Annotated in this window: 25 protein-coding genes; 6 read left to right on the top strand and 19 right to left on the bottom strand. The window is 72.7% G+C overall.

Translation table 11 applies throughout. The annotated features are described in order from the left end of the window. Window position 1: 1 nt before the first annotated feature. From Drose_RS11175 to Drose_RS11160, 4 genes are all read right to left on the bottom strand, one after another. A complete protein-coding gene (locus Drose_RS11175) occupies window positions 2-238 on the bottom strand; it encodes a hypothetical protein (RefSeq protein ID WP_260728095.1) in 237 nt (78 codons plus the stop codon). 154 nt (window positions 239-392) lie between these two features. Then, window positions 393-1,802: an IS701 family transposase gene (locus Drose_RS11170; RefSeq protein ID WP_260726946.1), complete on the bottom strand. Its 1,410-nt coding sequence runs from the start codon at window positions 1,800-1,802 to the stop codon at window positions 393-395. A gap of 175 nt (window positions 1,803-1,977) precedes the next feature. Next, window positions 1,978-2,634 (bottom strand): response regulator, encoded by a 657-nt coding sequence (locus Drose_RS11165; protein ID WP_260728094.1) that lies wholly within the window; start codon window positions 2,632-2,634, stop codon window positions 1,978-1,980. Further along, entirely contained in the window at window positions 2,631-3,830 is a 1,200-nt protein-coding gene (locus tag Drose_RS11160; RefSeq protein ID WP_260728093.1) for a histidine kinase, read from the bottom strand. Before Drose_RS11160 ends, Drose_RS11165 begins: the two co-directional genes overlap by 4 nt. A 74-nt stretch (window positions 3,831-3,904) precedes the next feature. Here Drose_RS11160 and Drose_RS11155 point away from each other — a divergent pair, with 74 nt between their 5' ends. Continuing rightward, a complete protein-coding gene (locus Drose_RS11155; RefSeq protein WP_260728092.1) occupies window positions 3,905-4,381 on the top strand; it encodes a MarR family winged helix-turn-helix transcriptional regulator in 477 nt (158 codons plus the stop codon). A gap of 2 nt (window positions 4,382-4,383) precedes the next feature. Here the strand turns inward: Drose_RS11155 and Drose_RS11150 are convergent, their stop codons facing one another. From Drose_RS11150 to Drose_RS11140, 3 genes are read right to left on the bottom strand one after another with little or no spacing between them, the layout of a single operon-like run. Then, the gene (locus Drose_RS11150; protein WP_260728091.1) at window positions 4,384-4,827 is read right to left on the bottom strand and encodes a nitroreductase family deazaflavin-dependent oxidoreductase; all 444 of its coding nucleotides are present in this window, start codon (window positions 4,825-4,827) and stop codon (window positions 4,384-4,386) included. Between the two features lie 9 nt (window positions 4,828-4,836). Continuing rightward, complete coding sequence (locus tag Drose_RS11145; RefSeq protein WP_260728090.1) at window positions 4,837-6,126, bottom strand: AI-2E family transporter; 1,290 nt, start codon at window positions 6,124-6,126, stop codon at window positions 4,837-4,839. Window positions 6,127-6,167: 41 nt separating this feature from the next. Beyond that, a complete protein-coding gene (locus Drose_RS11140) occupies window positions 6,168-7,076 on the bottom strand; it encodes a hypothetical protein (RefSeq protein ID WP_260728089.1) in 909 nt (302 codons plus the stop codon). Window positions 7,077-7,319: 243 nt separating this feature from the next. Between Drose_RS11140 and Drose_RS11135 the strand changes: the two genes are divergently transcribed. Continuing rightward, window positions 7,320-7,607, top strand: coding sequence for a DUF3040 domain-containing protein (locus tag Drose_RS11135; RefSeq protein ID WP_260728088.1), 288 nt, complete (start codon window positions 7,320-7,322; stop codon window positions 7,605-7,607). A 100-nt stretch (window positions 7,608-7,707) separates the two neighbouring features. After that, window positions 7,708-8,439, top strand: a complete 732-nt coding sequence (locus Drose_RS11130; RefSeq protein WP_260728087.1) for a 3-keto-5-aminohexanoate cleavage protein — start codon at window positions 7,708-7,710, stop codon at window positions 8,437-8,439. Here Drose_RS11130 and Drose_RS11125 read toward each other — a convergent pair. Then, the gene (locus tag Drose_RS11125) at window positions 8,428-9,261 is read right to left on the bottom strand and encodes an NAD-dependent protein deacetylase (protein ID WP_260728086.1); all 834 of its coding nucleotides are present in this window, start codon (window positions 9,259-9,261) and stop codon (window positions 8,428-8,430) included. The two genes, Drose_RS11130 and Drose_RS11125, sit on opposite strands and share 12 nt — an antisense overlap. A 205-nt stretch (window positions 9,262-9,466) precedes the next feature. Here Drose_RS11125 and secA2 point away from each other — a divergent pair, with 205 nt between their 5' ends. After that, a complete protein-coding gene (secA2, locus tag Drose_RS11120) occupies window positions 9,467-11,794 on the top strand; it encodes an accessory Sec system translocase SecA2 (protein ID WP_260728085.1) in 2,328 nt (775 codons plus the stop codon). 34 nt (window positions 11,795-11,828) lie between these two features. On the opposite strand, the gene Drose_RS11115 is transcribed toward secA2, so the two are convergent. From Drose_RS11115 to uraD, 9 genes are all read right to left on the bottom strand, one after another. After that, the gene (locus Drose_RS11115) at window positions 11,829-12,326 is read right to left on the bottom strand and encodes a flavin reductase family protein (protein ID WP_260728084.1); all 498 of its coding nucleotides are present in this window, start codon (window positions 12,324-12,326) and stop codon (window positions 11,829-11,831) included. A gap of 21 nt (window positions 12,327-12,347) precedes the next feature. Further along, window positions 12,348-12,422, bottom strand: a complete 75-nt coding sequence (locus Drose_RS39015; protein WP_390891433.1) for a hypothetical protein — start codon at window positions 12,420-12,422, stop codon at window positions 12,348-12,350. Between the two features lies 1 nt (window position 12,423). Further along, a complete protein-coding gene (pucD, locus tag Drose_RS11110) occupies window positions 12,424-14,691 on the bottom strand; it encodes a xanthine dehydrogenase subunit D (protein WP_260728083.1) in 2,268 nt (755 codons plus the stop codon). 97 nt (window positions 14,692-14,788) lie between these two features. Then, window positions 14,789-16,135, bottom strand: coding sequence for an 8-oxoguanine deaminase (locus Drose_RS11105; RefSeq protein WP_260728082.1), 1,347 nt, complete (start codon window positions 16,133-16,135; stop codon window positions 14,789-14,791). Beyond that, entirely contained in the window at window positions 16,132-16,590 is a 459-nt protein-coding gene (locus tag Drose_RS11100) for a (2Fe-2S)-binding protein (protein ID WP_260728081.1), read from the bottom strand. The genes Drose_RS11105 and Drose_RS11100 overlap by 4 nt, the downstream gene beginning before the upstream one ends. Then, complete coding sequence (locus tag Drose_RS11095) at window positions 16,581-17,444, bottom strand: FAD binding domain-containing protein (RefSeq protein WP_260728080.1); 864 nt, start codon at window positions 17,442-17,444, stop codon at window positions 16,581-16,583. Before Drose_RS11095 ends, Drose_RS11100 begins: the two co-directional genes overlap by 10 nt. Beyond that, entirely contained in the window at window positions 17,432-18,286 is an 855-nt protein-coding gene (gene pucL, locus Drose_RS11090; protein WP_260728079.1) for a factor-independent urate hydroxylase, read from the bottom strand. Before pucL ends, Drose_RS11095 begins: the two co-directional genes overlap by 13 nt. Before the next feature lie 7 nt (window positions 18,287-18,293). After that, window positions 18,294-18,596, bottom strand: a complete 303-nt coding sequence (gene uraH, locus Drose_RS11085) for a hydroxyisourate hydrolase (protein WP_260728078.1) — start codon at window positions 18,594-18,596, stop codon at window positions 18,294-18,296. Beyond that, window positions 18,593-19,075, bottom strand: a complete 483-nt coding sequence (gene uraD / locus Drose_RS11080) for a 2-oxo-4-hydroxy-4-carboxy-5-ureidoimidazoline decarboxylase (RefSeq protein ID WP_260728077.1) — start codon at window positions 19,073-19,075, stop codon at window positions 18,593-18,595. The genes uraH and uraD overlap by 4 nt, the downstream gene beginning before the upstream one ends. A gap of 310 nt (window positions 19,076-19,385) precedes the next feature. On the opposite strand from uraD, the gene Drose_RS11075 reads away from it, so the two are divergent. Then, window positions 19,386-20,702 (top strand): ATP-binding protein, encoded by a 1,317-nt coding sequence (locus Drose_RS11075; RefSeq protein WP_260728076.1) that lies wholly within the window; start codon window positions 19,386-19,388, stop codon window positions 20,700-20,702. Between the two features lie 9 nt (window positions 20,703-20,711). Here the strand turns inward: Drose_RS11075 and Drose_RS11070 are convergent, their stop codons facing one another. Next, a complete protein-coding gene (locus Drose_RS11070) occupies window positions 20,712-21,488 on the bottom strand; it encodes a GNAT family N-acetyltransferase (protein WP_260728075.1) in 777 nt (258 codons plus the stop codon). A 281-nt stretch (window positions 21,489-21,769) separates the two neighbouring features. Between Drose_RS11070 and Drose_RS11065 the strand changes: the two genes are divergently transcribed. Further along, window positions 21,770-22,147 (top strand): MarR family winged helix-turn-helix transcriptional regulator, encoded by a 378-nt coding sequence (locus Drose_RS11065; protein ID WP_260728074.1) that lies wholly within the window; start codon window positions 21,770-21,772, stop codon window positions 22,145-22,147. Between the two features lie 22 nt (window positions 22,148-22,169). Here the strand turns inward: Drose_RS11065 and Drose_RS11060 are convergent, their stop codons facing one another. Continuing rightward, entirely contained in the window at window positions 22,170-22,571 is a 402-nt protein-coding gene (locus tag Drose_RS11060; protein WP_260728073.1) for a class I SAM-dependent methyltransferase, read from the bottom strand. Window positions 22,572-22,752: the final 181 nt, after the last annotated feature.

The raw sequence follows: 22,752 nt of genomic DNA, 5'->3' as shown, positions 1-22,752 counted from the left end.
GTCAGCGGTGCCGCTCGCGCCAGGTCGCGGCGGCGGCCTCGAGGCGGCGCTGGTTGCGGCCGGTGCCGAGGCCCCGCTTGACCCGACCGTAGAGCCAGACCGCGCCGCCGACGACGAGCGCGCCGACGACCAGGTAGAACAGCGCGCCTAGCAGCGCCTTGAACAGCCAGACCGCGATGGCCCCGGCCACGAACAGACCCACGACGACGGCGATCGCGCCCACGACGAAACGACCCATGAGCCAAGCATGCTCCCGTCGCACCGGCCCCCGCATCGGTGACTTCCCCGATCCCGCGACCGGTCCACCCTTGTCGATCTTGCAGTTGTGGTGCCCTGACACTCCCGGAATGCCCGGGTTTGACAGGCACCTCGACTTTCGGAGTTCTGTGCTCCTAGGCCGCGGCTTCTGCCCAGGCCAGGAGTACGGCCCGGGTTTCGTGGGGGGTGGGGTTTGCGGCCTTTCCTGCACGAAACCTGGCCGTGATGATGACGCGCCGAAGCTTGATGATCATGTCGTGGTAGGAGGGTTGGGTTTTGCTGCGGTACCAGGGGGCCTGGGCGCGGCGTTGGGTCACGGTGTCGGGGTGGTGGCCGTGCAGGGTGTACCAGCACACGACGAGGGTTTGCGCGGTGAAGCCGAACGGGACGGTGCGGGCTACGGCGGTGGCGGTACGGTTGCGGGCCTGGCCGATGCCGGTGGTTTGTTTGGCGTCCTCGATGGCGACCTCGATCGACCAGCGGGCGGCGTAGCGGGCGACCAGGTCGGCGGCGGTGCTGGTCAGGTCGGTGGTGATGAGGGCGAGGTCGTAGCCGGCTTTGGCGGTGCTGTTCGGGTCGCGGACGAGCAGGACCCGGACGGTGCGGGAGCGGTAGACGCCGTACCACAGGCAGTGCAGGTCGGCGATGTGGACGGTGGTGGTGCGTGCGTAGCGGGTGACCTGGGTGGTGGTCCACGCGGTGGTGGTGGCGGCGATCTGTTTGGGGGTGCCGAGTACGGCGCCGATGCGTTTGGGGCGGCCGCCTTTGCCGGGGGTGGGCACGGCGATGGCGTGGAGTTTGGCGTTGGCGCGGAGTCGGGAGGTCAGGCTGACCAGGGTGGGCAGGCCGCGTTCGCGGTTGGCGCCGACCGTGGCGCCTGGTGCGCCGTCAGCGCCGGCGTACCAGGCGTCGGCGACCACGTGGACGGGCCGGCGAGGCCGGTCGGGGTGGTCGGGGTGGTCGGGGTGGTCGGGGTGGTCGGGGTGGTTGGTGGCTGCGGCGATGATGCTGACCAGCCGGCAGGCCAGGACCTGTTTGGTGGGGCCGCCCTTGGTCCACAGGGCGAAGGCCACCGGCAGGCTGACCGGCCGGTCGTGGAAGGGCAGGGTGACGACGATGGCGGCGATCACCCAGTTGTTGCCCCAGGCGACCTTGTTGCGCCGCGGCCCGGTGGCGGCGCCGTCGTGGTGCCAGGCGGTGGCGTGGACCTTGCGGCCCGAGCGGTGGAACAGGGTGTCGTCCACGGCGATGAGTACCGGGGCGTCACCGGGCAGCAGGTGGGACACGACCAGCCTGGTCAGTGCGGTGCTGACCTGCGTGACACACCAGCGGGCGTGACCGAAGAACCAGTACGCCCGGGAGTGGTGCCATACCCCGGCCAGCCCGGCCCCGGTCAGCATCCCCGTGATGGTGCGCCGGCCGGGCTGCGCGATCATGCCCGCGACCAGGGCGGTGAACGTGCGGAACGACGGCCCGGTGAAACACGGCCGCAGCAGGGCCAGCAACGAGGTCAACGACGTCGGTAGAATCTGCGTCTGAAGCATCGACAGTCCCCTTCTGCCAGGAAGAAGACCGTCGATGCTTCACCATGTTCGGCCGTCGATCACGCCACCACGCCGCACTCACCCGAATTGATCAACCAAAACTCCGAAAGTCGAGACAGGCACCACAACTGCAAGATCGACGCACGACGAGCGGCGAACGTTAGTGGACACCGCATCAGTCGGCGCCGGGGGTGACGAAGCCGGACTCGTAGGCGGCGATCACCGCGGCGGTGCGGTCGCGGGCGCCCAGCTTGGCCAGGACGTTGCCGACGTGGGTCTTCACCGTCTCCAGGCCCAGGTGCAGCTCGGCGGCGATCTCCGCGTTGGACCTGCCGGTCGTCACCTGCCGGAGCACCTCGGCCTCGCGGTCGGTCAGCCGCGCCGAGGCCAGCCGGTCGCCGGCCGGGCGGCCGTCGGGGCGGGCACCGGCGAGCCGGCGGATCGCGGCCGGGAACAGCAGCGACTCGCCCGAGGCCACGACCCGCACCGCCTCGATCAGCTCGGCCGGGCGGGCCCGCTTCAGCACGAAGCCGCTCGCGCCCGCGCGCAGCGCCTCGTAGACGTAATCGTCGTGCTCGAACGTCGTGACGACCAGGATGCGCGGCGGAGCCGCGGAGGTCGCGAGCAGGTGGCGGGTGGCCTGGATGCCGTCGATGCCGGGCATCCGGACGTCCATCAGCACCACGTCCGGGCGCAGCCGGGCCACCAGCGGGGGCACCTCGGCGCCGTCGGCCGCCTCGCCGACGACCGTCAGGTCGGGCGCGCCGTCGAGGATCGCGCGCAGGCCGACGCGGACCAGCTCGTCGTCGTCGACGAGCAGCACCCGGATCACCGGGCGTCTCCGAACGGCAGCCGCGCCGACACGGTCCAGCCGTCGGAGGCCGGTCCGGCGTCGAGCCGGCCGCCGAGCAGCGTCACCCGCTCGGCCATGCCGTGCAGGCCGCGGCCGGGCGAGCCGGGCCTGCCGGCCAGGGGGTTGCGCACCAGCACCTCGAGCGCTCCGTCCACGGTCGACAGCCGCACGGTGACCGGGACCCGCCCGGCGTGCCGCATGGCGTTGGTCAGTGACTCCTGCACGATGCGGTACCCCTCCCGGGAGACGTGCGGCGGGACCTCGGCGAGCACGCCGTCGGCGTGCAGGTCGACGGCGACCCCGGCCTCCGCGATGAGGCGCGGCAGGTCGCGCAGCGACCGCGACGGCGTGGTGGACACGGTGGTGTCGTCGCGCAACACGGCCAGTACCGCATCAAGGTCCTGCAAGGCGTGCCGACCGACCTCTTCCACGGCCACCAGCGCGCGCTCGACGAACGCCGGGTCCTCCGCCAGGCGCTGCCGGGCCGCGGCGGCCTGCAACGTGGTGACGGTCAGCGCGTGGCCGACCGAGTCGTGCAGCTCGCGGGCGAGCCGGTTGCGCTCGGCGAGCCGCGCCGCCTGCGCCTCCAGCGCCGCGATCCGGGCCGTCGGCGACGGGCCGAGCAGGACGGGCGCCATGGTGGTGGCGAGCGCGCCGAGGCCGGCGACGGCGTAGCCGAGCGCGCCGGTGACGAGCAGCCCGACCGCCGTCAGGCCCAGCGTGTCGTGCTCGTCGAAGGGGCCGAGCCGCTGGCCGCGCATGGCGTCGCCGACGCCGCCGAACGGCTGCAACAGCGCGACGAGGGCGAGCGGCACCGAGATCAGCGCGCCGAGCACGACCGCGCCGCCGATGGCGAGGTGCAGCACGAACCACAGCGCGGCGCGGAGCCGGGTCTCGCGGCCCTCGGCGGCCGGCACCGGGTCGGGCAGGTCGACGCCGAGCAGCCAGCGCGCGGCGGTGATCTCCAGGGCGCGGGTGCCGTGCAGGAACGGTGGCACCAGGCCGACCGCGGCGGTGAACACGACGAGCGCGACGATGGTGCCGCGCGGCGCGCCCGGCGCCGTCCACGACTGGGCGAAGGCGGCGGCCAGCAACGCGTACGGCAGCAGGAGCACGCCGCCGAGGAGCAGGAACACGCCGCGCCGATACGTCGAGCCGCGCAGCAGAACCTTCACCCGCCCAGCATCCCATCCCGGTATGGTGTCCTCGACAGTCATAAGGTACGAGAGCCGGAATATCTGAAGGCGGCATGGACTCTCCCAGGTCGTCCCGCGAGCGGCGGCGCGCGAGCGACGCGATCAAGGAGTCGCTGCGGGCGCTGAGCACTCAGTTGTCGCTGCTCAACCGTCAGGTCGGCGCGCACCTCGACCTCAAGGACGTCGACTTCGACTGCCTCGACATCGTCGGCCGGCACGGGCCGCTGAGCCCGAGCACCCTCGCGCGGCGGGTCGGGCTGCACCCCGCGACGATGACCGGCGTCCTCGACCGGCTGGAGCGGGGCGGCTGGGTCGCCCGGGACCGCGACCCCGGCGACCGCCGGGCCGTGGTCGTCCGCGCGCTGCGCGACCGCGTCCCGGAGATCCACCGGCTGTTCGCCGGCATGAACAGCTCGATGGACGAGCTGCTGGCCGGCTACGACGACACGCAACTGGAGCTGCTGGCCGGCTTCCTCGGCCGGGTCACCGAGGCCGGCCGGACCGCGACCGACGAGCTGGCCGGCGGGTAGGGTCAGGCATCGGCGACCGGGGTGAGCACGAAGACGGGGATCGTGCGGTCGGTCTTCGTCTGGTACTCGTCGTAGTCGGGCCAGACCGCCGTCGCGCGCTTCCACCACTCGGCGCGCTCCTCGCCGCTGACCGCCCGGACCGTGTAGTCCTTGCGGACCGGACCGTCCTGCAGCTCGACGAGCGGGTTCGCGACGAGGTTGTGATACCACACCGGGTGCGTCGGCGCGCCGCCCTGGGAGGCCACGACCGCGTACTCGCCGTTGTGCTCGACCCGCATGAGCGGGGTCTTGCGCAGCTTGCCGGTCTTGGCGCCGAGGGAGGTCAGGAGGATGATCGGCTTGCCGCGCAGCGTGTTGCCCTCCGCCCCGCCGGTACGTTCGAACAGTTCGGCCTGGTCGCGCGACCACCGGCTCGGGCTCGGCTCGTATTCACCGGTCAACGGCATGGCTGCTCCTTACGATCGCTCCCGGTCGACTCGGACGCTACTCTCCTCATCGCCTCGCTCCTCCTCGTCGGCGGGCTCGGTGCCGGGCGGCTCGGTGCCGGGCGGCTCGCGGTCCGGGGTGGGCTCACCGGCCGGGTGGTGCGCCAGGTAGCGCACGGCGGTGTTGCCCACGGCCAGCAGCGGCACGGCGACCAGGCCGCCGACGATCCCGGCGACCACCACGCCGGTGGCGATGGCCAGGATCACGGCGAGCGGGTGCAGGGCGACCGCCCGCCCCATGATCAACGGCTGAAGGACGTGGCCCTCGAGCTGCTGGACGGCGATCACCACGGCGAGCACGAGCAGCGCGCTGACCGGCCCGTGGGTGACCAGCGCGACGAGCACGGCGACCGCGCCGGACAGCGTCGCACCGACGACCGGGATGAACGCGCCGAGGAAGACCAGGGCGGCCAGCGGCAGGGCGAGCGGGATGCGGAGGACGAACAGGCCGATCCCGATACCGACGGCGTCGACGAACGCGACGATGACGGTGGCGCGCACGTACGAGACGAGGGTGGACCACGAATACTGGCCGGCCCGGTGGACGGGCAGTTCGGCCTGGCGGGGCAGCAGGCGGCAGACGAACGCCCAGATGCGCGCGCCGTCGCGCAGGAAGAAGAACAGCGTGAACAGCACCAGGAAGAAGCCGGTGAGCACCTCGGCGATCGTGGTGGCGGTGTTCAGCGCACCGGAGGTCAGCGCGCCCCGGTTCGTGATGATCTGGTGCTCGAGCTGGTCGATGGTGTTGTTGAGCTGCCGCTCGGAGATGTGCAGCGGTCCGGCGGCGAGCCAGTTGCGGATCTCGTTGAGGCCACCGCGGACCTGCCCGGAGAGGCTCCCGAACTGGGTGACGAAGGTGTAGATGATCACGCCGAGCCAGCCGAAGACCACGACCAGGCCACCGACGAGGACGAGCGCGGCGGCGAGGGAGCGGGGCGTCCCGCGCCGGCGCAACGCGCCGGCGACCGGCTCGAGCAGCGCGGCGAGCAGCAGGGCCACCACGACCGGGACGACCATGAGCCGAAGCGACGAGATCAGCCGGAGCAGGAGGTAGCCGGCGAGGATGAACAGCACGATCCGCCAGGCCCAGGCCCCCGCGAGCTTGATCCCGCGGGGGATCCCGTCCTCCACTGTGGACGCCGGCCGGACGACCAGGAGGTCGCGGTCCGGTGGCTCGAACGGCGGCACCGACCCGGTCTTCCGGGCGCTCGTCAGCCGCGCCCGGGCCCGCTCACCGACCTGCGTGATCCACGTCGTCATGCCATCGGCAGTACCCCCTCCGGGTGCCACCAACCGACGAGTTACTTGACCCGGTCGTACCGGCTGAAGGCATCCGGATCGTCGATCTTGGTGATGCGCCAGATGTCGCCGGTGCAGGTGTACTTCACCGGGTCGGTGTTCGGCTCGAGCTCGATGCGGCCCTTGTCGGTGCCGTCGACCGAGATGGTGACGACGACGTTGCTCTCCTTGCCGGCGTATTGAAGCTGCGTGTCGACGGTCTTGACCGCCCAGGTCGTCTGGCCGGAGAAGGACGCGGTCACGGTCCGGCCGTCCGTAGTCTTTCCACTGTAGACGGTCTTCGAGTCGTCCTCGGTCGCGCTGCCGTCGGCGTTGATCGTCCACTGCTTGCCGCCGCCGTTCATCTTGATCGTACCGAGGTTCTCCCGCTTGCCGACGTCGGTGTCGCCGAGCACCACGTTGCGCTGGTAGCTGGTCTGTTTCCACCTGCCGACCAGGCAGGCGTCGACCGGGCCGCTCGGCGACTGGGAGGCGCCGCCGCCCGCCTGCGGGTCCCCGCCGTGGTCGCGGGTGGTGGCGACCACGACGACCGCGATCGCCATGACCACGAGCAGGACGGCGCTGATGACCAGCGCGGCGAACCACCGGTTGCGCTTCGGCCGCTGCTCGAAGGGCGTCGCCCGCGGCGGCGGCCCGCTGTAGGGCTGCGGCGGGTAGGGCTGCCCGCTGTACGGCTGGCCGGTGTGCGGCTGGCCGGTGTGCGGCGGCGCCGAGTGGGGCTGCGAACTGTACGGGAGGGCACTGTACGGCTGGTTGGCGTACGGCTGGGCCGAGTACTGCTGCTGGGGGTACTGCGGCTGGGGGTACTGTTGCTGGGGCTGCTGCGGCGGGTACTGCGGGGCCGGTGGCTGTCCCTGTGGGCCGTACGGCCCGGTCTGGTCGGGTTGCTGCCACTGGTGTTGCGGGTCCACGTCCGAATCCTCCCCGGAAGTTGACGCACCGAATTCCGCGCCATTCGCCGTCGAGAATGGCATATCACGTCATCTTGCGCAGGTCGCCCGATACGACAAAAGACGCAAAACGCCGAGCCTCCTACCTGCGGAATTCCAGTTGGCGCCGATCGACCGACCCACAAACGGGCATTGTGTGTGACGATCGAGCGCAACGGGTACCCATCGCGCACCGGGCAGGCCCGTCGGAGGAGGTTGGGCATCATGCTCAGCGAGAGCGAGCAGCAGCGGCTCGCGGACATCGAAGCCGCGTTGCGCAACGACACGCGGTTCGTCAACGGATTCAATCGGGCCATGACGCGGCGCGTCACCCCCCGCCGGGTGACCGCGGTGATCATCGCCGTCGCAGCGATCGTCGCAGCGGTCATCGGGCTGGCCACCGGCAGTGTCCCCGGGACGGTGCTGGCGATCTGCGCGCTGGGCGTGGCCGGCGGCGTCTGGACCTACCGGCCGGCACACCCCGACCAGCCGACGGACTTCATCAACCCCTGATCTCGAGCTCACGACCCCGGCGATCCGCTGCGGTCGCCGGAGGTCCGTACACCCCCTGGCCGATCTTGCGTGCCCGCGAGCCGGAAGGGACAGTTGTCCTGTGTTGCGCCCGATCGCCCGGCTCAAGGTGGCCCTCAACGGCAGCCGCCCGCCCGGCGCGCACCCGGCCCTGCCCTGCACCCCCGCCGAGCTGGCCGGCGCCGCGCAGGCCGCGGTCGCCGCCGGCGCCGAGGCCGTCCACCTGCATCCGCGCCGCGCCGACGGGCGCGAGTCGCTCGACGCCGCCGACGTCGCAGCCGCGGTGTCCGCCGTGCGCGAGGCCTGCCCGGCCACGCCGATCGGCGTGACGACCGGGCTGTGGATCAGCGGCGGCGACGCGGCCGCCCGCGGTCGCGCCGTCGCGGGGTGGGCGGGGCTCCCGCGGTACCGCCGGCCGGACTTCGCCTCGGTGAACGTCTCCGAGCCCGGCCGCACCGACCTGGTCACCGCGCTGCGCGAGCTGGACGTCGCCGTCGAGGCGGGGGTCTGGACGCTCGCCGACGCCGACGCGCTGCCGGCCGCCGGCGGGCCGCCGCGCCTGCTCGTCGAGATCATGGGGCCGGACACCGACGCGGAGGCGGTGCTGGCGCGGCTGGACGCGCTCGGCGTGCGCGGCGAGCGGCTGCTGCACGGCGAGGGCGAGCTGTGCTGGCCCATGGTGGCCCTGGCCGGGCGGCTGGGCCTGCCGACGCGGATCGGCCTGGAGGACACGCTCACCGGCCCGGACGGCCGCCCGGTCGCGGACAACGCGGAGCTGGTGCGGCTCGCGTTGGCGGTGTGGTCAGCCGCGTAGGGACCAGGTCACCGCCGACAGCACGGCGCCGAGCGGCGCGTCGATCAGCAGGGTGGCCAGGCCGTCGCCCTTCGTCGGCCCCTGGTTGACGATGGCGATCGGCAGGCCGAGCTTCGCGGCCCGGACCACGAACCGCCTTCCCGACATCACCGTCAACGACGATCCCAGCACCACCAGCGCGGCGGACTTCTCGACCAGGTCGAAGCAGGCCCGCACGCGCGGCGCCGGCACACTCTCGCCGAAGAAGACCACGTCGGGCTTGAGCAGTCCGCCGCACTCCACGCAGTCGGCGGTGACGAACCCGGCCGCCTGCTCGTCGGTGAGCTCCACGTCGCCGTCGGGATTGACGCCGTCGGCGACGTGGTCGAAACCGGCGTTGGCGGCGGTGAGGCGGGCGGCGAGCTCGGCCCGGGCGGTGCGGTCGCCGCAGTCGAGGCAGATGACGCGGTCGAGGCCGCCGTGCAGCTCCACGACGGTGTCGGCACCCCCGGCCTGGTGCAGCCCGTCGACGTTCTGGGTGATGATGCCGGTGAGCAGTCCCCGGCGTTGCAACCGCCCGACGGCCCGGTGTCCGGCGTTCGGCGCGGCCCGGGCGATGGTGCGCCAGCCGAGGTGACTGCGGGCCCAGTACCGCCGCCGGGCGGCAGCGTCGCGCGTGAAGGTCTGGTAGGTCATGGGCGTGGCCGGCCTGCGCATGCCGGTGGGCCCGCGATAGTCGGGAATGCCGGACTCCGTGGACAGCCCGGCCCCGCTGAGCACCAGCACGTCCCCACGCCCGACAAGCTCGCTGAGCGCCGCCACCCCTTGCTCCACGGGTACCATCCTCCCTCACGCGGAGGCCGGCGAGCCGATCTTGCAGGTTGCCTGCACGGCCGACTTGCCGGGCTCGGCGTCGGGCCGTGAACACCGGCGCAAACCGGACATTTTGCCGGACACCGGAAGCCGGGCCGTGTGCCGCGGCATTCCGGACAGGGGTCCCGTGACGGGGCGCACACGCCGGTCCAGCGGGGGACGTATCGTGTTCGCCATGGGTTTGGTGAGCAAATTCAACGCGTGGCGGCGCAAGCTTCAGGAGCAGCCGGGCACCACGATCGACCTCGAGCCGATGCGGGCCCTGCTGCCGGAGATCGAGGCGCGCGAGGCCGAGCTGTCCGAGCTCACCGACGACGAGTTGCGGGCCGCCGCCACGGCACTGCACCAGCGGGAGGACCCGCAGGACTTCGTCGAGGCGTGCGCCCTCGGGCGAGAGGCCGCCAAGCGCGCCCTCGACGAGCGAGCCTACGACGTGCAGATCCTCGGCGCCCAGGTGCTGCTCGCCGGGCACGTCGTGGAGATGGCCACCGGTGAGGGCAAGACGCTGACGGCCGCGATCGCCGCCGCCGGTTACGCCGCGCAGGGGCCGGTGCACGTGATCACCGTCAACGACTACCTCGCGCGCCGCGACGCCGAGTGGATGCGGCCGGTCTACGAGCTGCTCGACCTCACCGTCGGCTGGGTCAACGAGTCGTCGACGCCGGAGGAGCGCCGCGAGGCGTATGCCCGGGACATCACGTACGTGTCGGTGAGCGAGGCGGGCTTCGACCTGCTGCGCGACAGCATCGTCACCGACATCGGGGACCGCGTGCACCGCGACCTCGGCACGGTGATCATCGACGAGGCCGACTCGATCCTCATCGACGAGGCCCGCGTGCCGCTGGTCCTGGCGGGCTCCACGATCGACGACAAGGACCAGCCGGTCGCGATCGCCGAGATCGTCGGCGGCCTGCACAAGGACCACGACTACGAGGTCGTCGACGAGGGGCGCACCGCGCACCTGACCACGACCGGCCTGGCGAAGGTCGAGGCCGCGCTGGACGTCGATCTCTACGCGACGGACAACGTCGACACGCTCACCGCGGTCAACCTGGCCCTGCACGCCGAGGCCCTGCTCGTGCGCGACGTCGACTACATCGTCCGCGACGAGCGGGTCGAGCTCATCGACGAGTTCCGCGGCCGGGTGGCGCAGCGGCGCCGCTGGCCCGACGGGCTTCAGGCGGCGGTCGAGGCCAAGGAGAAGATCCGCAGCAGCGGCGGCGGCACGGTGCTGCAGACCATCACCGTGCAGGCGTTCCTCACGCAGTACAAGAAGATCTGCGGCATGACGGGCACCGCGTTGCCGGTCGGTGACCAGTTGCGCGAGTTCTACAAGCTGGAGGTCGCGGTCATCCCGCCGCACCTGCCCAACATCCGCAAGGACTGGCCGGACCGCGTCTACGCCTCCGCCGAGGAACGCGACATCGCGTGCGTGGCCGAGATCGTCACGATGCACCAGACCGGCCGCCCGGTCCTGGTCGGCACGCTGAGCGTCGCCGAGTCGGAGCGGCTCGCCGCCACCCTCGCCGAGGAGGGCGTCGAGTGTGTCGTCCTCAACGCGAAGAACGACGAGAAGGAGGCCGGGATCGTCGCGGAGGCCGGCTCGGTCGGCGCGGTGACGGTCTCCACCCAGATGACCGGCCGTGGTGTCGACATCCGCCTGGGCGGCAGCGACGAGAAGGAGCGCGAGCGGGTCGCCGAGCTGGGTGGCCTCTTTGTCATCGGCACCGCCCGCAACGACTCCCGCCGCATCGACGACCAGCTCCGCGGCCGGGCCGGCCGGCAGGGCGACCCCGGTGAGTCGATGTTCTTCGTCAGCCTCGAGGACGAGCTCGTCCAGCGGTACGGGCCGGAGCCGATGCCGATGGGCCGGGCCGACGCCGACGGCGCCATCGACGACGAGGACGTCCGCTGGGCCATCGGCTCCGCGCAGCGGGTCGCCGAGGCCGTCAACCTGGAGATCCACCGCAACACCTGGCGGTACAACTACCTGCTCGACCAGCACCGGCAGTTGCACGGCAAGCGGCGCGAGGAGCTGCTCACGACCGACGCCGCCGGCGAGCTGCTGGCCGAGCGGTCCCCGGACCGTTACAACGAGCTGGCCGAGGAGTTCGGTGAGGAGGCCGTGCTGCGCGTGGCCCGGATGATCGCGCTGTACCACGCCGACAACGCTTGGTCGGAGCACCTGGCCGACATGAGCGAGCTGCGCGAGGGCATCCACCTGCGGGTGCTCGGCGCGCAGGACCCGCTCGACGAGTTCCACCGCGAGGCGATCCCGGCGTTCCGGGGCCTGCTCGCCGAGATCGACGACCGGACCGTCGCGGAGTTCGAGGCGATCGAGGAGTTCTCGCCGGACTGGACCCCGGAGGACGCCGGCCTGATCCGCCCGAGCGCCACGTGGACCTACGTGGTGAGCGACAACCCGTTCGGCTCGGAGATGGAGCGGTTCTTCGCCGGCATGGTGAAGCTGTTCCGCAGCGGCAAGGGTGTCAAGAAGGGCTGACGCCCGTGAGCGTGACCGGACGCGCCCCGAGCGCTCAGCGTTCCAGCGTCATGTAGGTGCCGGCGTGATAGACCAGCGGCGCCGCCGACTCGTCGTCGTGGTGGGTCGCGGACACCGGCGACGCGATCACGATCACGTGGTCGCCGGCCTCGACGAGCTTGACGGCCTTGCAGATGAGCACGGCCAGCACACCGTCGAGCACGGGGACGCCGTCCGGGCCCTCGTGCCACGAGCCGCGGCGCTCGCTGTGCTCGGCGAAGCGGTCGATCCCGGGAGCGGCGAAGGTCCGGGCCACCTGCTCCTGGTCGTCGGTGAGGACGTGCACCGCCACCAGGCCGGCGGCCTCGACGGACGGCCAGACGGAGGCCGCCTTGGCCACGCTGAACGACACGAGTGGCGGATCGAGCGACACCGAGGTGAACGAGGTCGCCGTGAAGCCGACCGGACCCGGCAGGGTGACGACGACCACGGCTGAGGCGTGCCGGCGCAGCACCCGGCGGAAGAGGCCGGAGTCCATGGCGTCGGCGGTCACGGGCCCAACCCTACCCAGGGGTCAACCGGTCCCACCCCACAGCCGGAGGCGGGCCACCCCGCCGTCCGGGAAGGCGTCGAGGCGCACGTGGGTCATCTCAGGTCCCCGTCAGATGTTCGGGCCGGACCGGCACCCGGCGCAGCGGCAGGCCGGTCGCGGCGCGGATCGCGGCGACGATGGCCGGGGTCGAGGAGATGGTCGGCGGCTCGCCGATGCCGCGCAGCCCGTAGGGCGCCTCGGGATCGCCGAGCTCGAGGACGTCGATGCGCATCGGCGGCACGTCGAGGATCGTCGGGATCAGGTAGTCGGTGAACGACGGGTTGCGGATCAGGCCGTCGACGACCTGGATCTCCTCCATGACGGCGAGCCCGAGCCCTTGCGCGGTCCCGCCGGCGATCTGGCCCCAGACCGACTGCGGGTGCAGTGCCCGGCCGACGTCCTGCGCGGTGGCGATCTCGACGACCCGCACGAGGCCCAGCTCGACGTCGACGTCGACGGTGGCCCGGTGGGCGGCGAACGCGTACTGCACGTGGGCGTCGCCCTGCCCGGTGCGCGGGTCGAGCGGGAAGGTCGGCCGGTGCCGCCACTCGACGGTCCGCTCGATCGGCTCGTCGCCGAGCACGTCGACGAGGTCGGCGACCACCTCGCGCTCCGCGGTGACGACCTTGCCGCCGGCCAGGAGCAGGCCCGGGCGCCCGACCCGGCGCAGGACCTCGGCGCGGACGGCCGCACAGGCGGCCTTGACCGCGCCGCCGGTGACGTACGTCTGCCGCGACGCCGACGACGACCCGGCGCTGCCGACGGAGGTGTCGGCGGTGGCCACCGTCACCTGTTCGACCCCGAGCTCGGTCCGGGCGATCTGTGCCTGGACGGTGACGAGCCCCTGCCCGACCTCGGCGGCGGCGGTGTGCACGACGGCCGCCGGCTCGCCGCCGACGATCTCCAGCCGGACCCGCGCCGTCGAGTAGTCGTCGAACCCTTCGGAGAAGCCGACGTTCTTGATGCCGATGCCGTAGCCCACGCCGCGCCGCACGCCCTCGCCGTGAGTGGTGTTGGCGACGCCGCCCGGCAGTTCGCGCGGGTCGGCGCCGGGGTGCTGCCGCGCCGGCGGCGTGTCGCGGACCCGGCGCAGCAGCTCGGCGACCGGGGCCGGGCCCTCGACGACCTGCCCGGTCGGCATCGTGTCGCCCGGCTCCATCGCGTTGCGGACGCGCAGCTCTACCGGGTCGAGGCCGAGCGCCTCGGCGAGCCTGTCCATCTGCGACTCGTAGGCGAAGCACGCCTGCACCGCGCCGAACCCGCGCATCGCGCCGCACGGCGGGTTGTTGGTGTAGACGGCGTAGCCATCCACGGTCACGCTGGGCACCCGGTACGGGCCGACGCCGAGTGTGGTGGCGTTGGCGACGACCGCCGTCGACGTGGACGCGTACGCGCCGCCGTCGAGAACCAGACGGGCCTTGACGTAGACCAGCTTCCCGTCCTCGTCGGCGCCGTGCTCGTACCACATCCGGGCGGGATGCCGGTGGACGTGGCCGTAGAACGACTCCTCGCGCGAGTACACCATCTTGACCGGGCGCCCGGTGCGCAGCGCGAGCATGCACGCGTGGACCTGCATCGAGACGTCCTCGCGCCCGCCGAACGCGCCGCCGACCCCGGCGAGGCTGAGGCGGACCTTGTCGTGCGGCAGGCCGAGGCAGTCGGCGACCTGGGCGAGGTCGCCGTGCAGCCACTGGGTGGCGATGAACAGGTCGACGCCGCCGTCCTCGGCGGGGATCGCGAGGCCGGACTCGGGACCGAGGAACGCCTGGTCCTGCATGCCGACCTCGTACTCGCCGGTGACCACGACCGGTGCCGTGACGTCCTGGTCGCCCTTGCGGATCGGCACGTGCCGCAGCAGGTTTCCGGACTCGTGCACCTGGTCGGAGGACGGGTCGAGGGCGGCGACGCTGTCCACGACGGGCGGCAGCACCTCGTAGTCGACGGTGATGCGGGCCGCCGCCCGCCGCGCGGTCTCCGGATGGTCCGCGGCGACGACGGCGACCGGCTCCCCGGCGTAGCGCACCTCCCCCATCGCCAGGACCGGCTGGTCGCGGTGTTCGAGCCCGTAGCGCTTGTCGCCGGGCACGTCGTCGGCCGTGAGCACCGCGTGGACGCCGGGGGTGGCGAGCGCCCCGGTGAGGTCGATGCCCCGGATGCGGGCCCGTGGGTGCGGGCTGCGCAGCGTGGCGCCCCACAGCATCCGATCGGCCCAGAGGTCCGACGAGAACGCGAACTCCCCGGTAACCTTGAGCACCCCGTCCGGCCTGACCGGCGAGGCCCCGATCCCCGCATCGACCCCGGTATCCACGTCGACGCTGCCGCTCACCGCCCACCCCTCCCCGCGTTGATCTTGCAGTTGTGGTGCCGGGACGCGCCCACGATGCCCGGGTTTGTCAGGCACCACAAGTGCAAGATCAACGCGATCATGGGGACTCCTGGAGCTGGCGAGCGGCGGCCGACAGGGCTGCCGCCAGGGTCGGCTCGTCCACTGTGGACATGACGCCGTCCTGGACCACGGCCCTGCCGCCGACCAGGAGCAGCCGCAACGGGGCCGGCGGGCCGAAGACCAGGGCCGCGACGGGATCCTCGATGCCGGCGTGGCCCAGGCCGTCGAGGCTCCACAGCGCGATGTCGGCCAGTTTGCCGGGCTCCAGCGACCCGAGCTCGTCGTCGCGACCGAGGCAGCGCGCCCCGCCGATCGTGCCCAGCGCCAGGGACTCGCGGGCGGTCAGCGCCGCCGGGCCGCCGCGCAGCCGGGCCGAGTACAGCGCCTGGCGCAGCTCGCTGCCGAGCTGCCCGGCCTCCTGCGACGCCGCGCCGTCGACGCCGAGACCGACCGGCACCCGCGCGTCGAGCAGGTCCCGGACCGGGGCGATGCCGGCGCCGAGCCGGCCGTTGGAGCTCGGGCAGTGCGCGACCCCGGTGCCGGAAGCGCCGAGCTTGGCGATCGCGGACGCATCGAGGTGTACGGCATGGGCCAGCCAGACGTCGCCGCCGAGCCAGCCGAGGGACTCCGCGTATTCGACGGGGGTGCAGTTGTGGACCTTCCGGCAGTACGCCTCCTCCTCGACCGTCTCCGCGAGGTGGGTGTGCAGGCGTACCCCTTCGGCGCGGGCGAGACCGGCCGCCTCGCGCATCAGCCGCGGGGTGACGGAGAACGGGCTGCACGGCGCGACCGCGATCCGCACCATCGCGCCCGGCGACGGGTCGTGGAAGCGGTCGATCGCCTCCTTCGTCGCGGCGAGCGCCGCGTCGGTGTCCTCGACCACCGAGTCCGGCGGCAGGCCGCCGTCCTTGACGGACAGGTCCATCGAGCCGCGGCACGGGTGGAACCGCAGGCCGACCGCGGCGGCCGCGGCGATCTCGGCGGCCAGGAGGTCACCGCCCTGGCGCGGGAAGACGTAGTGGTGGTCGGTGCTGGTCGTGCAGCCCGACAGCGCCAACTGGGCCAGGCCGGCGGACGCGGCGGCGTGCACGACCCCGGCGTCGAGGCGGGCCCAGATCGGGTACAGCTCGGTGAGCCAGCCGAACAGGATCTCCTGCTGGGCGAGGCCGCGGGTGGCCCACTGGTACAGGTGGTGGTGGGTGTTGACGAGGCCCGGGGTGGCGAGACAGCCGGTGCCGTCGACACGGGTCACGCCGGAGTCGCCGGCGTAGGTGCCGGGCCCGACCGCCACGATCCGGTCGCCCGACACCACGATGTGGCCGTCGGCGTGCTCGGTGCCGGCTCCGTCCACCGTGGCCACCGCGCAGTGCTCGATGACGATCACGACTCGGCGGCCCGTCTCACGGCGGCGACGATGTGCTCGTAGCCGGTGCAGCGGCAGAGGTTCCCCGCGAGCGCCTCGCGGATGTCCGGCTCGCTCGGCCGCGGGTTGCGCGCCAGCAGGTCGTGGACCGCGACGACGAGGCCGGGCGTGCAGAATCCGCACTGGACGGCGCCGGCCTCGAGGAACGCCTGCTGCACCGGGTGCAGCGCGCCGGGGGCGGCGAGGCCCTCGACGGTGCGCACCGCCCGGCCTTCCGCCTGACCGGCCGCGACCAGGCAGGCGCAGACCGGCACGCCGTCGAGGTAGACCGTGCAGGAGCCGCACTCGCCCTGCTCGCAGGCGTTCTTGGCGCCCGGCAGGCCGAGCCGCTCCCGCAGCACGTAGAGCAGGCTCTCCCCCTCCCACACGTCGTCGGCCTGCATCGGCTCGCCGTTGACGGTCACGTTCAGCCGCATCGGTACTCCTCCCACGCCCACCGCAGCATCCGGCCGCCGAGGACGGCGAGGGAGTGCCGCCGGTAGGCCGCACTGCCGCGCACGTCGTCGATCGGGCGGGCCGCCGCCCCGACCAGCTCACCGAACCGGCGGATCGTCGTGTCGGACAGCGGCTCCCGGCTGTCCCACGGCAGCTCGGCCGCGAACTCCTCGGCGTCGGCGGCACGCAGCGGGGTGGGGCCGGCCGAGCCGATGCCCGTGCCGATCGTGCGGCCGGAAGGGTGCAGCGCCAGGGCGAACGAGCAGACCGCGATGACCATGGCGTTGCGGGTGCCGACCTTCGCGAACTGCTGCGGGCCGCCGGCCGCCGGGACGAGGAACGCGGCGATCAGCTCGTCGGGTGCGAGCGCGCTGCGCTTGGGCCCATGGAAGAACTCCGCGACCGGGACGGTCCGCACGCCGCGGACCGACGCCACCTCGACCTCGGCGTGGCTCGCCAGCAGCGGCGGATGGGCGTCACCGGCGGGCGAGGCCGAACCGAGGTTGCCGCCCACGGTGCCGCGGTTGCGGATCTGCGGCGACCCCACGGTACGGGCCGCCATCGCCAGGCCGGGCAGCCGCCCGCCGAGCTCGTCGATCAGGCGGCGGTACGTGACGCCGGCGCCGACGCGCAGGCGTTCCCCGCCGTGATCCGTCCCGAGGCTCCAGTCGGTCAGCGCGCCGACGCGCGTCAGGTCGAGCAGCGCGGCCGGGCGGCGGCGGTCGAAGTTGAGCTCGACCATGACGTCCGTGCCGCCGGCGATCGGCAGCGCCTCGGGGTGCGCCGCCCTGGCCGCGAGGGCATCCTCCCAGGTGGACGGCCTCAGAAACTCCACACGACCTCCTCGGGGATCGCCACGCCGTCGCGGCGGACCGTTCCTTCGATCAACCCGTACGGCCGGTCGGCGGCGTAGTAGACCTCGTTGGGATTGTCGAGCCCGAACGGCGCCAGATCGACGAGGAAGTGGTGCTTGTTCGGCAGCGACAGCTTGACCTCGGCCACGTCGGGGCAGCGCTCCAGCACCCGCGAGCCCATCGCGAAGAGGGTCTGCTGGAGCGCCAGGCTGTACGTGTCGGCGAACGCGTCCAGGAGCGCCTGCCTGGCAGTCGCGGAGTCCGCCGCGCCGCTGTGGCGCCAGGTGGCGTTCACCGACGTGGCGAGGATGCGGTCCCGGGTCTCCGGCAGCGTGGTGTAGCGGTCCTTGACGTACCCGTGGAACTCCGAGTCGGTCGTCTTGAGCAGGACCAGGCCGGTGACGCCGGAGACGGTCTGCGTCCCGTACGGTCCATGGTGGACGGTCGCGGTGCGGACCTCACCGCCGTCGCGGCGAAACGTGTGCGCGCCGTCGACGGGCCGCCAGGGGTACTGCTCGACGGCGACCCGCGCCTCGTGGATGCTCGGCTGCCCGCTGACGAAGTGCTCGGCCAGGCGGGCGGCGAAGGTCTCGATGCCGGCGATGCCGTGCTCGCGCGCGAAGGCGTAGACGGTGTTCTTCTGCGTGTCGGTGGGCAGGACGCCGCTGTTGTCGCCGGTGAGGTGGCTGGCGGCCAGGTCGCCGCGCAGCGCGACGCTCACGTTGAGATCGGTGAGCTCGTCGCCGCCGGGACCGCGCACGACGCGCACGATCCGGGTTTCTGCCTTGCCGTACTGATTCGGCCCGAGCACGAAGGTCGGCAAGGTCGGCTCAGCTCCCCCGGTAGGTCGAGTATCCGAACGGGCTCAGCAACAACGGCACGTGGTGGTGCCGGTCGTCGATGACGGTGAACGAGACGGCGACCTCGGAGAAGAAGGCGTCGGGGCCGTGGTAGGCCGCGGTGTCGAAGACGAGCCGGTAACGCCCGGGGCCCGGTGCGTCGAACCGGAGCCGGCCGTCGGCGTCGGTGTAGCCGGCGCCGACGGCCGCTCCGCCCGCCGTCTCCAGCCGGATCGGCACCCCGGCAGCGGGGATGCCGTGGGCCGTGTCCAGCACATGGGTCGACAGGTTCACGCCGACACCAGCCGCTCCAGCCGCAACTCCACGATCTTGCGCAGCTCGCCCCGCACCACGGTCCGCTCGGTGTCGTCGTCGTTTCGGAGCCGCCCGCGGGCCGCGGCCAGGATCTCGTCGGCGGACTTGCCGCTGGCGAAGATCAGGAACAGATGGCCGAACCGCTCCTCGTAGGCCCGGTTGACCGCGGCCAGCTCCTGCGCGGCGCCCTGGACGCCGGCCTGCCCCTGTCGCGACCAGGCCGCCTCGGCGCTGTCGCCGGGGGGCCGCTGCCCGATACGCGGGTGCGCGGCGAGCACCGACTCGAGATCAGGCCAGCTCAGGTCGTCGAATGCGGCGACACCGGACACCACGAGGTCGGCCGGGGTGGGATAGGGCCGGCCCGCGACGACCCGCGCCGCCCAGCCGGGCGACGCGCAGCAGGCGAGCAGGGCCTCCTCCGCGGCGGCGGGCGCCAACCCGTTGAACTGATCGAGCATGGCCCCCCTTTCACTATCCCCGGCACCCTACTCCAGGGATGTTGCATGTCCAGTCCCAAAACTGCACCGGTTCGATCATCCAGTGCTCATGCCCGAACACTCCGATTATTGCTGTTTTGTCCGACGTCACAACCGCTGGACCGCCACAATGGCACGGCGGATCGTCGACGCGGCCAGCATCCGGACCGAGCACCTGGCACACGTCCCCTCGGCAGCGCCGCCCGGCCGTCTACTGTGGACAGCACCGGCACCGCGGGTGCGCCGGTCCGGCAGGCTGCCACCTGCGAAAAAGCGTGGCAGACTCGAACTCATGTCGGAGACATCACTGCGCCCGGCGGTCGAGGTCGTCGAGGTCTCCGGGCGTGTCCTGCGCATCGTCGACGGCCATCGCATCGCACCCGGGGCGCAGGCCCGGCAGATCGGCCACGACCTGCCCGATCGCGGCGTCGACCTCACCGTCGGGCCCGAAGGGTACGCCGCCCGGTGGGCCCGCAGCACCTTCAGCCTGCCCGGCTTCGCCAGGATGTTCGCCGGCGGCGCCGCGGGTGGTGCGCTGTTCCGGCTGCTCGGCCTGCCCGGCGCGGTGCTCGGCACGATCATCGCCGTGGGCATCGCGCGCAGTGCCGGGGGGCCGAAGTCCACGACCCTGGTCGACCCGCAGGTGACCGTCCTGGAGGACGGGCCCGACCTGGTCCTGCACAGCGCCGACCTGCCGGCTCTGGTCTTCGCCGTCATGGAGCTGACCGGGACGGAGGGGCCGGTCACCGTCAGCCCGGCCGCCGAGCGCGGGCGGCAGGCGCTGCCCGGCGGGAGTGAGCGGGTGCGGCTCGACGACGTGGGCGGCCTCGACGAGGTCGTCGCCCAGTTCCGCGACGTCGCCGTCTCGTTCCGTCATCCCGAGGTGATGGCCCGCTGGGGCGCCACCCGGCCACAGGGCATCCTGCTCTACGGCCCGCCCGGCACCGGCAAGACGATGCTGGCGCACGCCCTCGCCAACGAGATCGGCGGCGAGCTGCGCGAGATCCGCACCCCGGAGATCCTCGACAAGTGGGTCGGCAACTCGGAGAAGAACATCCAGCGGATCTTCGCCGAGGCCCGCCGGCTCCGCGAGCCGACCGTCCTGCTGTTCGACGAGTTCGACTCGATCATCAGCTACACCGGCACCGCGTTCGACGCCGCCGGCCAGATGATCAACGCGATCGCCGGCATCTTCAAGCAGGAGATGAACACCCTCATCGAGGAAAACCCCAACGTCATCGTGGTCGCCACGACCAACTTCCCGGACCGGGTCGACGCCTCACTGGTCCGCTCGGGCCGCTTCGACTTGAAGCTCCCGGTGCCGCTGCCCGCCCGCCGGGCGCGCGCCGACATCCTCACCAAACTGATCCGCGGCCTGATCGCCCGGCACGAGGTCGGCGGCTTCCAGATGTTCGCCGACGACCTCGACGTGGACGAGCTCGCCACGGCCGCGTCCGGCCTCACCGGCGCCGACCTCAAGGAGGCGCTGCGCCGGGCCCAGCTCGACAAGGCGATGCGGGAGGCCCGCGAGGGCAGCCCGGCCGGCCCGATCACCCAGGCCGACCTGTCGGCCGCCATCACCCGGGTGCGAACCCAGCCGGTGTCGTAGCGGGCCGCCCTACGCGTGGACGAAGGGCGTCGTCATCGCCAACTGCTCGAAGCCGAGCCGGCGCAGGATCGGCCGGCTGTCGGCGGAGGCGTCGACCTGCAGGTAGCGGAAGCCGGCCGCCTTCGCCAGGGCGGCCCGGTGCGCGACCAGCGCCCGGAACACGCCACGGCCGCGCCAGTCGGCGACGGTGCCGCCGCCCCAGATGCTGGCGAACCCCGTCCCGGTGTGGAACTCCACCCGACCCGCGCAGATCGGCCGGTCACCGGCCATCACCACCGCGGCGGCGATGGAGTCCGGCTGCTCGGCGAGCCGCTCGAGGAGGTCGCGGCCGATCATCGCGTGGTCGCCGCCGAACACCTCGTCGTGCACCCGGACCAGCAGGTCGGTGCCGGCCCGGCCGGTGACGGGCACCAGACGTACACCTTCCGGAAGCACGACCTCCGTCGGCAACGCGTCGACCTCGGCGATCAGCAGCGCCTCGACGGGGCCGGGCTCGAAGCCCGCGGCCAGCAGCCGGCCGGGCAGGTCGGCGGGGCGGTCGTGGGAGTAGTGCTTCCACTCCCACGACCGGCCCGTCTCGGCGAAGCGCCGCACCTGGGCCTCGACCACCGCGTCGGCGTCGAGCCCGTCGAGATCGCACCAGGCGATCCCGGTCCAGCGGTCCGAGGCGGACACCACCCGCACGATCCCGGGCTCCCGCTCGACCACGGACCGGGCGCCGGCCTCCGGCTGCTGCCGGATCTCGCGGTCGAACCGGGCAAGAACATGTTTCGCGTCCACCCTCACACCCGACACCTCGACCCGGGCGGTCCGCAAGGCATTTCGAGGATCATCACGGCCTTCTCGCCCGCGGCCCGAGCGCCGCCTCGACCCCCCACCTTTGCCGATCTTGCAGTTGTGGTGCCGAGACACTCCCTGAATGCCCGGTTTGTCAGGCACCACAACTGCAAGATCGACGCGCAACGAAGGCGGCGGGCGTTGGTGGGCGCCGCACCCGATGCCTGCGCATGGATGCCTATGCATTTGGTGCGGGTTCACCCGATTGGCGAGGGAGTAGGATGCCGCGCATGAGGTTCGAGGGTTTCCTGGTCGAGCGGTGGCGTTCGATGCTGACCAGCTACAACGAAGTCGCTGGCCATCTGGAGCGCGCCCTACAGGACGGGCACGGCCTGACGCTGAGCGAGTTCGAGATCCTGGACCGCCTCGTCTCGCAGGAGTGCGAGAAGCGCCGCATGCAGGATCTGGCCGCGGACATGTACCTCAGCCAGAGCGCCCTCTCCCGCGCCGTGGCCCGGCTGGAGCGCGCCGGACTGGTCCAGCGCGCGATGTGCGAGGCCGACCGGCGCGGCGTGTTCGTGAAGATCACCGACGCCGGCCTGGAGCGCCGCACCGCCGCCCGCCAGACGCACCTCGCGATCCTCGCGGAGCACCTGCAGCCCGCCTGAGCCCGCAGGCGGTGAGCCTCGGCTACGTGGGACCCCCGCTCCCGCGACGATAGTGGGAGTGGACGGCGGGCTGGCCGGTGTAGCCGGGACCCGCCGTGTCGTCGGCGCCCAGGTATTCCCACGGCAGGCGCACCTCACCGCGGTCGTCACGCCCGATCCGCCGTCGGCGGCCGTCATAGCTGAAGCCGGCCTCACGCAGGTCCGCGGCGAGCCGGCGGCCCGCGGGCGCGCCGCCGGCCAGCCGGATGCTCGCCAGGTCGAGGTCGGCGACGAGGCGGCCGCCGTCGGTGAGCCAGCCGGCCGCCCGCTCCAGCACCGCCAGCTTGTCACCGACGCAGTGCAGGCCGTGCACGCTCGTGATGAGGTCGTAGCGCCGGTCCGGCCCCACCAGGAGACGACCGAGGCGGTGGTGAGCCGCAGCCACGGCACCTCGGGCGCCGGGTCGAACGCGTCGACCAGGTCCACGCCATGCACCAGCACCCGATCGGACACGCCCGCGGCGTGCAGCGCACCGGCCGCCTCGATGACCGCGCGCCCGGAGCCGCAGCACAGGTCCAGCCAGGCCACCGTGTCCGGCGCCCCGGTCACCCGCAGCACCGCCGTCA

The sequence above is a fragment of the Dactylosporangium roseum genome (assembly GCF_025264685.1).
Lineage (GTDB): Bacteria > Actinomycetota > Actinomycetes > Mycobacteriales > Micromonosporaceae > Dactylosporangium > Dactylosporangium roseum.
This window is presented reverse-complemented; position numbering and strand designations above follow the sequence as displayed.

What these genes read in the sequence shown, in the direction of transcription:
- Drose_RS11175 (WP_260728095.1), bottom strand. Translation starts at nt 238, where the DNA reads ATGGGTCGTTTCGTCGTGGGCGCGATCGCCGTCGTCGTGGGTCTGTTC.
- Drose_RS11170 (WP_260726946.1), bottom strand. Translation starts at nt 1,802, where the DNA reads ATGCTTCAGACGCAGATTCTACCGACGTCGTTGACCTCGTTGCTGGCC.
- Drose_RS11155 (WP_260728092.1), top strand. Translation starts at nt 3,905, where the DNA reads ATGGACTCTCCCAGGTCGTCCCGCGAGCGGCGGCGCGCGAGCGACGCG.
- Drose_RS11150 (WP_260728091.1), bottom strand. Translation starts at nt 4,827, where the DNA reads ATGCCGTTGACCGGTGAATACGAGCCGAGCCCGAGCCGGTGGTCGCGC.
- Drose_RS11145 (WP_260728090.1), bottom strand. Translation starts at nt 6,126, where the DNA reads ATGACGACGTGGATCACGCAGGTCGGTGAGCGGGCCCGGGCGCGGCTG.
- Drose_RS11135 (WP_260728088.1), top strand. Translation starts at nt 7,320, where the DNA reads ATGCTCAGCGAGAGCGAGCAGCAGCGGCTCGCGGACATCGAAGCCGCG.
- Drose_RS11125 (WP_260728086.1), bottom strand. Translation starts at nt 9,261, where the DNA reads ATGGTACCCGTGGAGCAAGGGGTGGCGGCGCTCAGCGAGCTTGTCGGG.
- secA2 (WP_260728085.1), top strand. Translation starts at nt 9,467, where the DNA reads ATGGGTTTGGTGAGCAAATTCAACGCGTGGCGGCGCAAGCTTCAGGAG.
- Drose_RS11100 (WP_260728081.1), bottom strand. Translation starts at nt 16,590, where the DNA reads ATGCGGCTGAACGTGACCGTCAACGGCGAGCCGATGCAGGCCGACGAC.
- uraD (WP_260728077.1), bottom strand. Translation starts at nt 19,075, where the DNA reads ATGCTCGATCAGTTCAACGGGTTGGCGCCCGCCGCCGCGGAGGAGGCC.
- Drose_RS11075 (WP_260728076.1), top strand. Translation starts at nt 19,386, where the DNA reads ATGTCGGAGACATCACTGCGCCCGGCGGTCGAGGTCGTCGAGGTCTCC.
- Drose_RS11065 (WP_260728074.1), top strand. Translation starts at nt 21,770, where the DNA reads ATGAGGTTCGAGGGTTTCCTGGTCGAGCGGTGGCGTTCGATGCTGACC.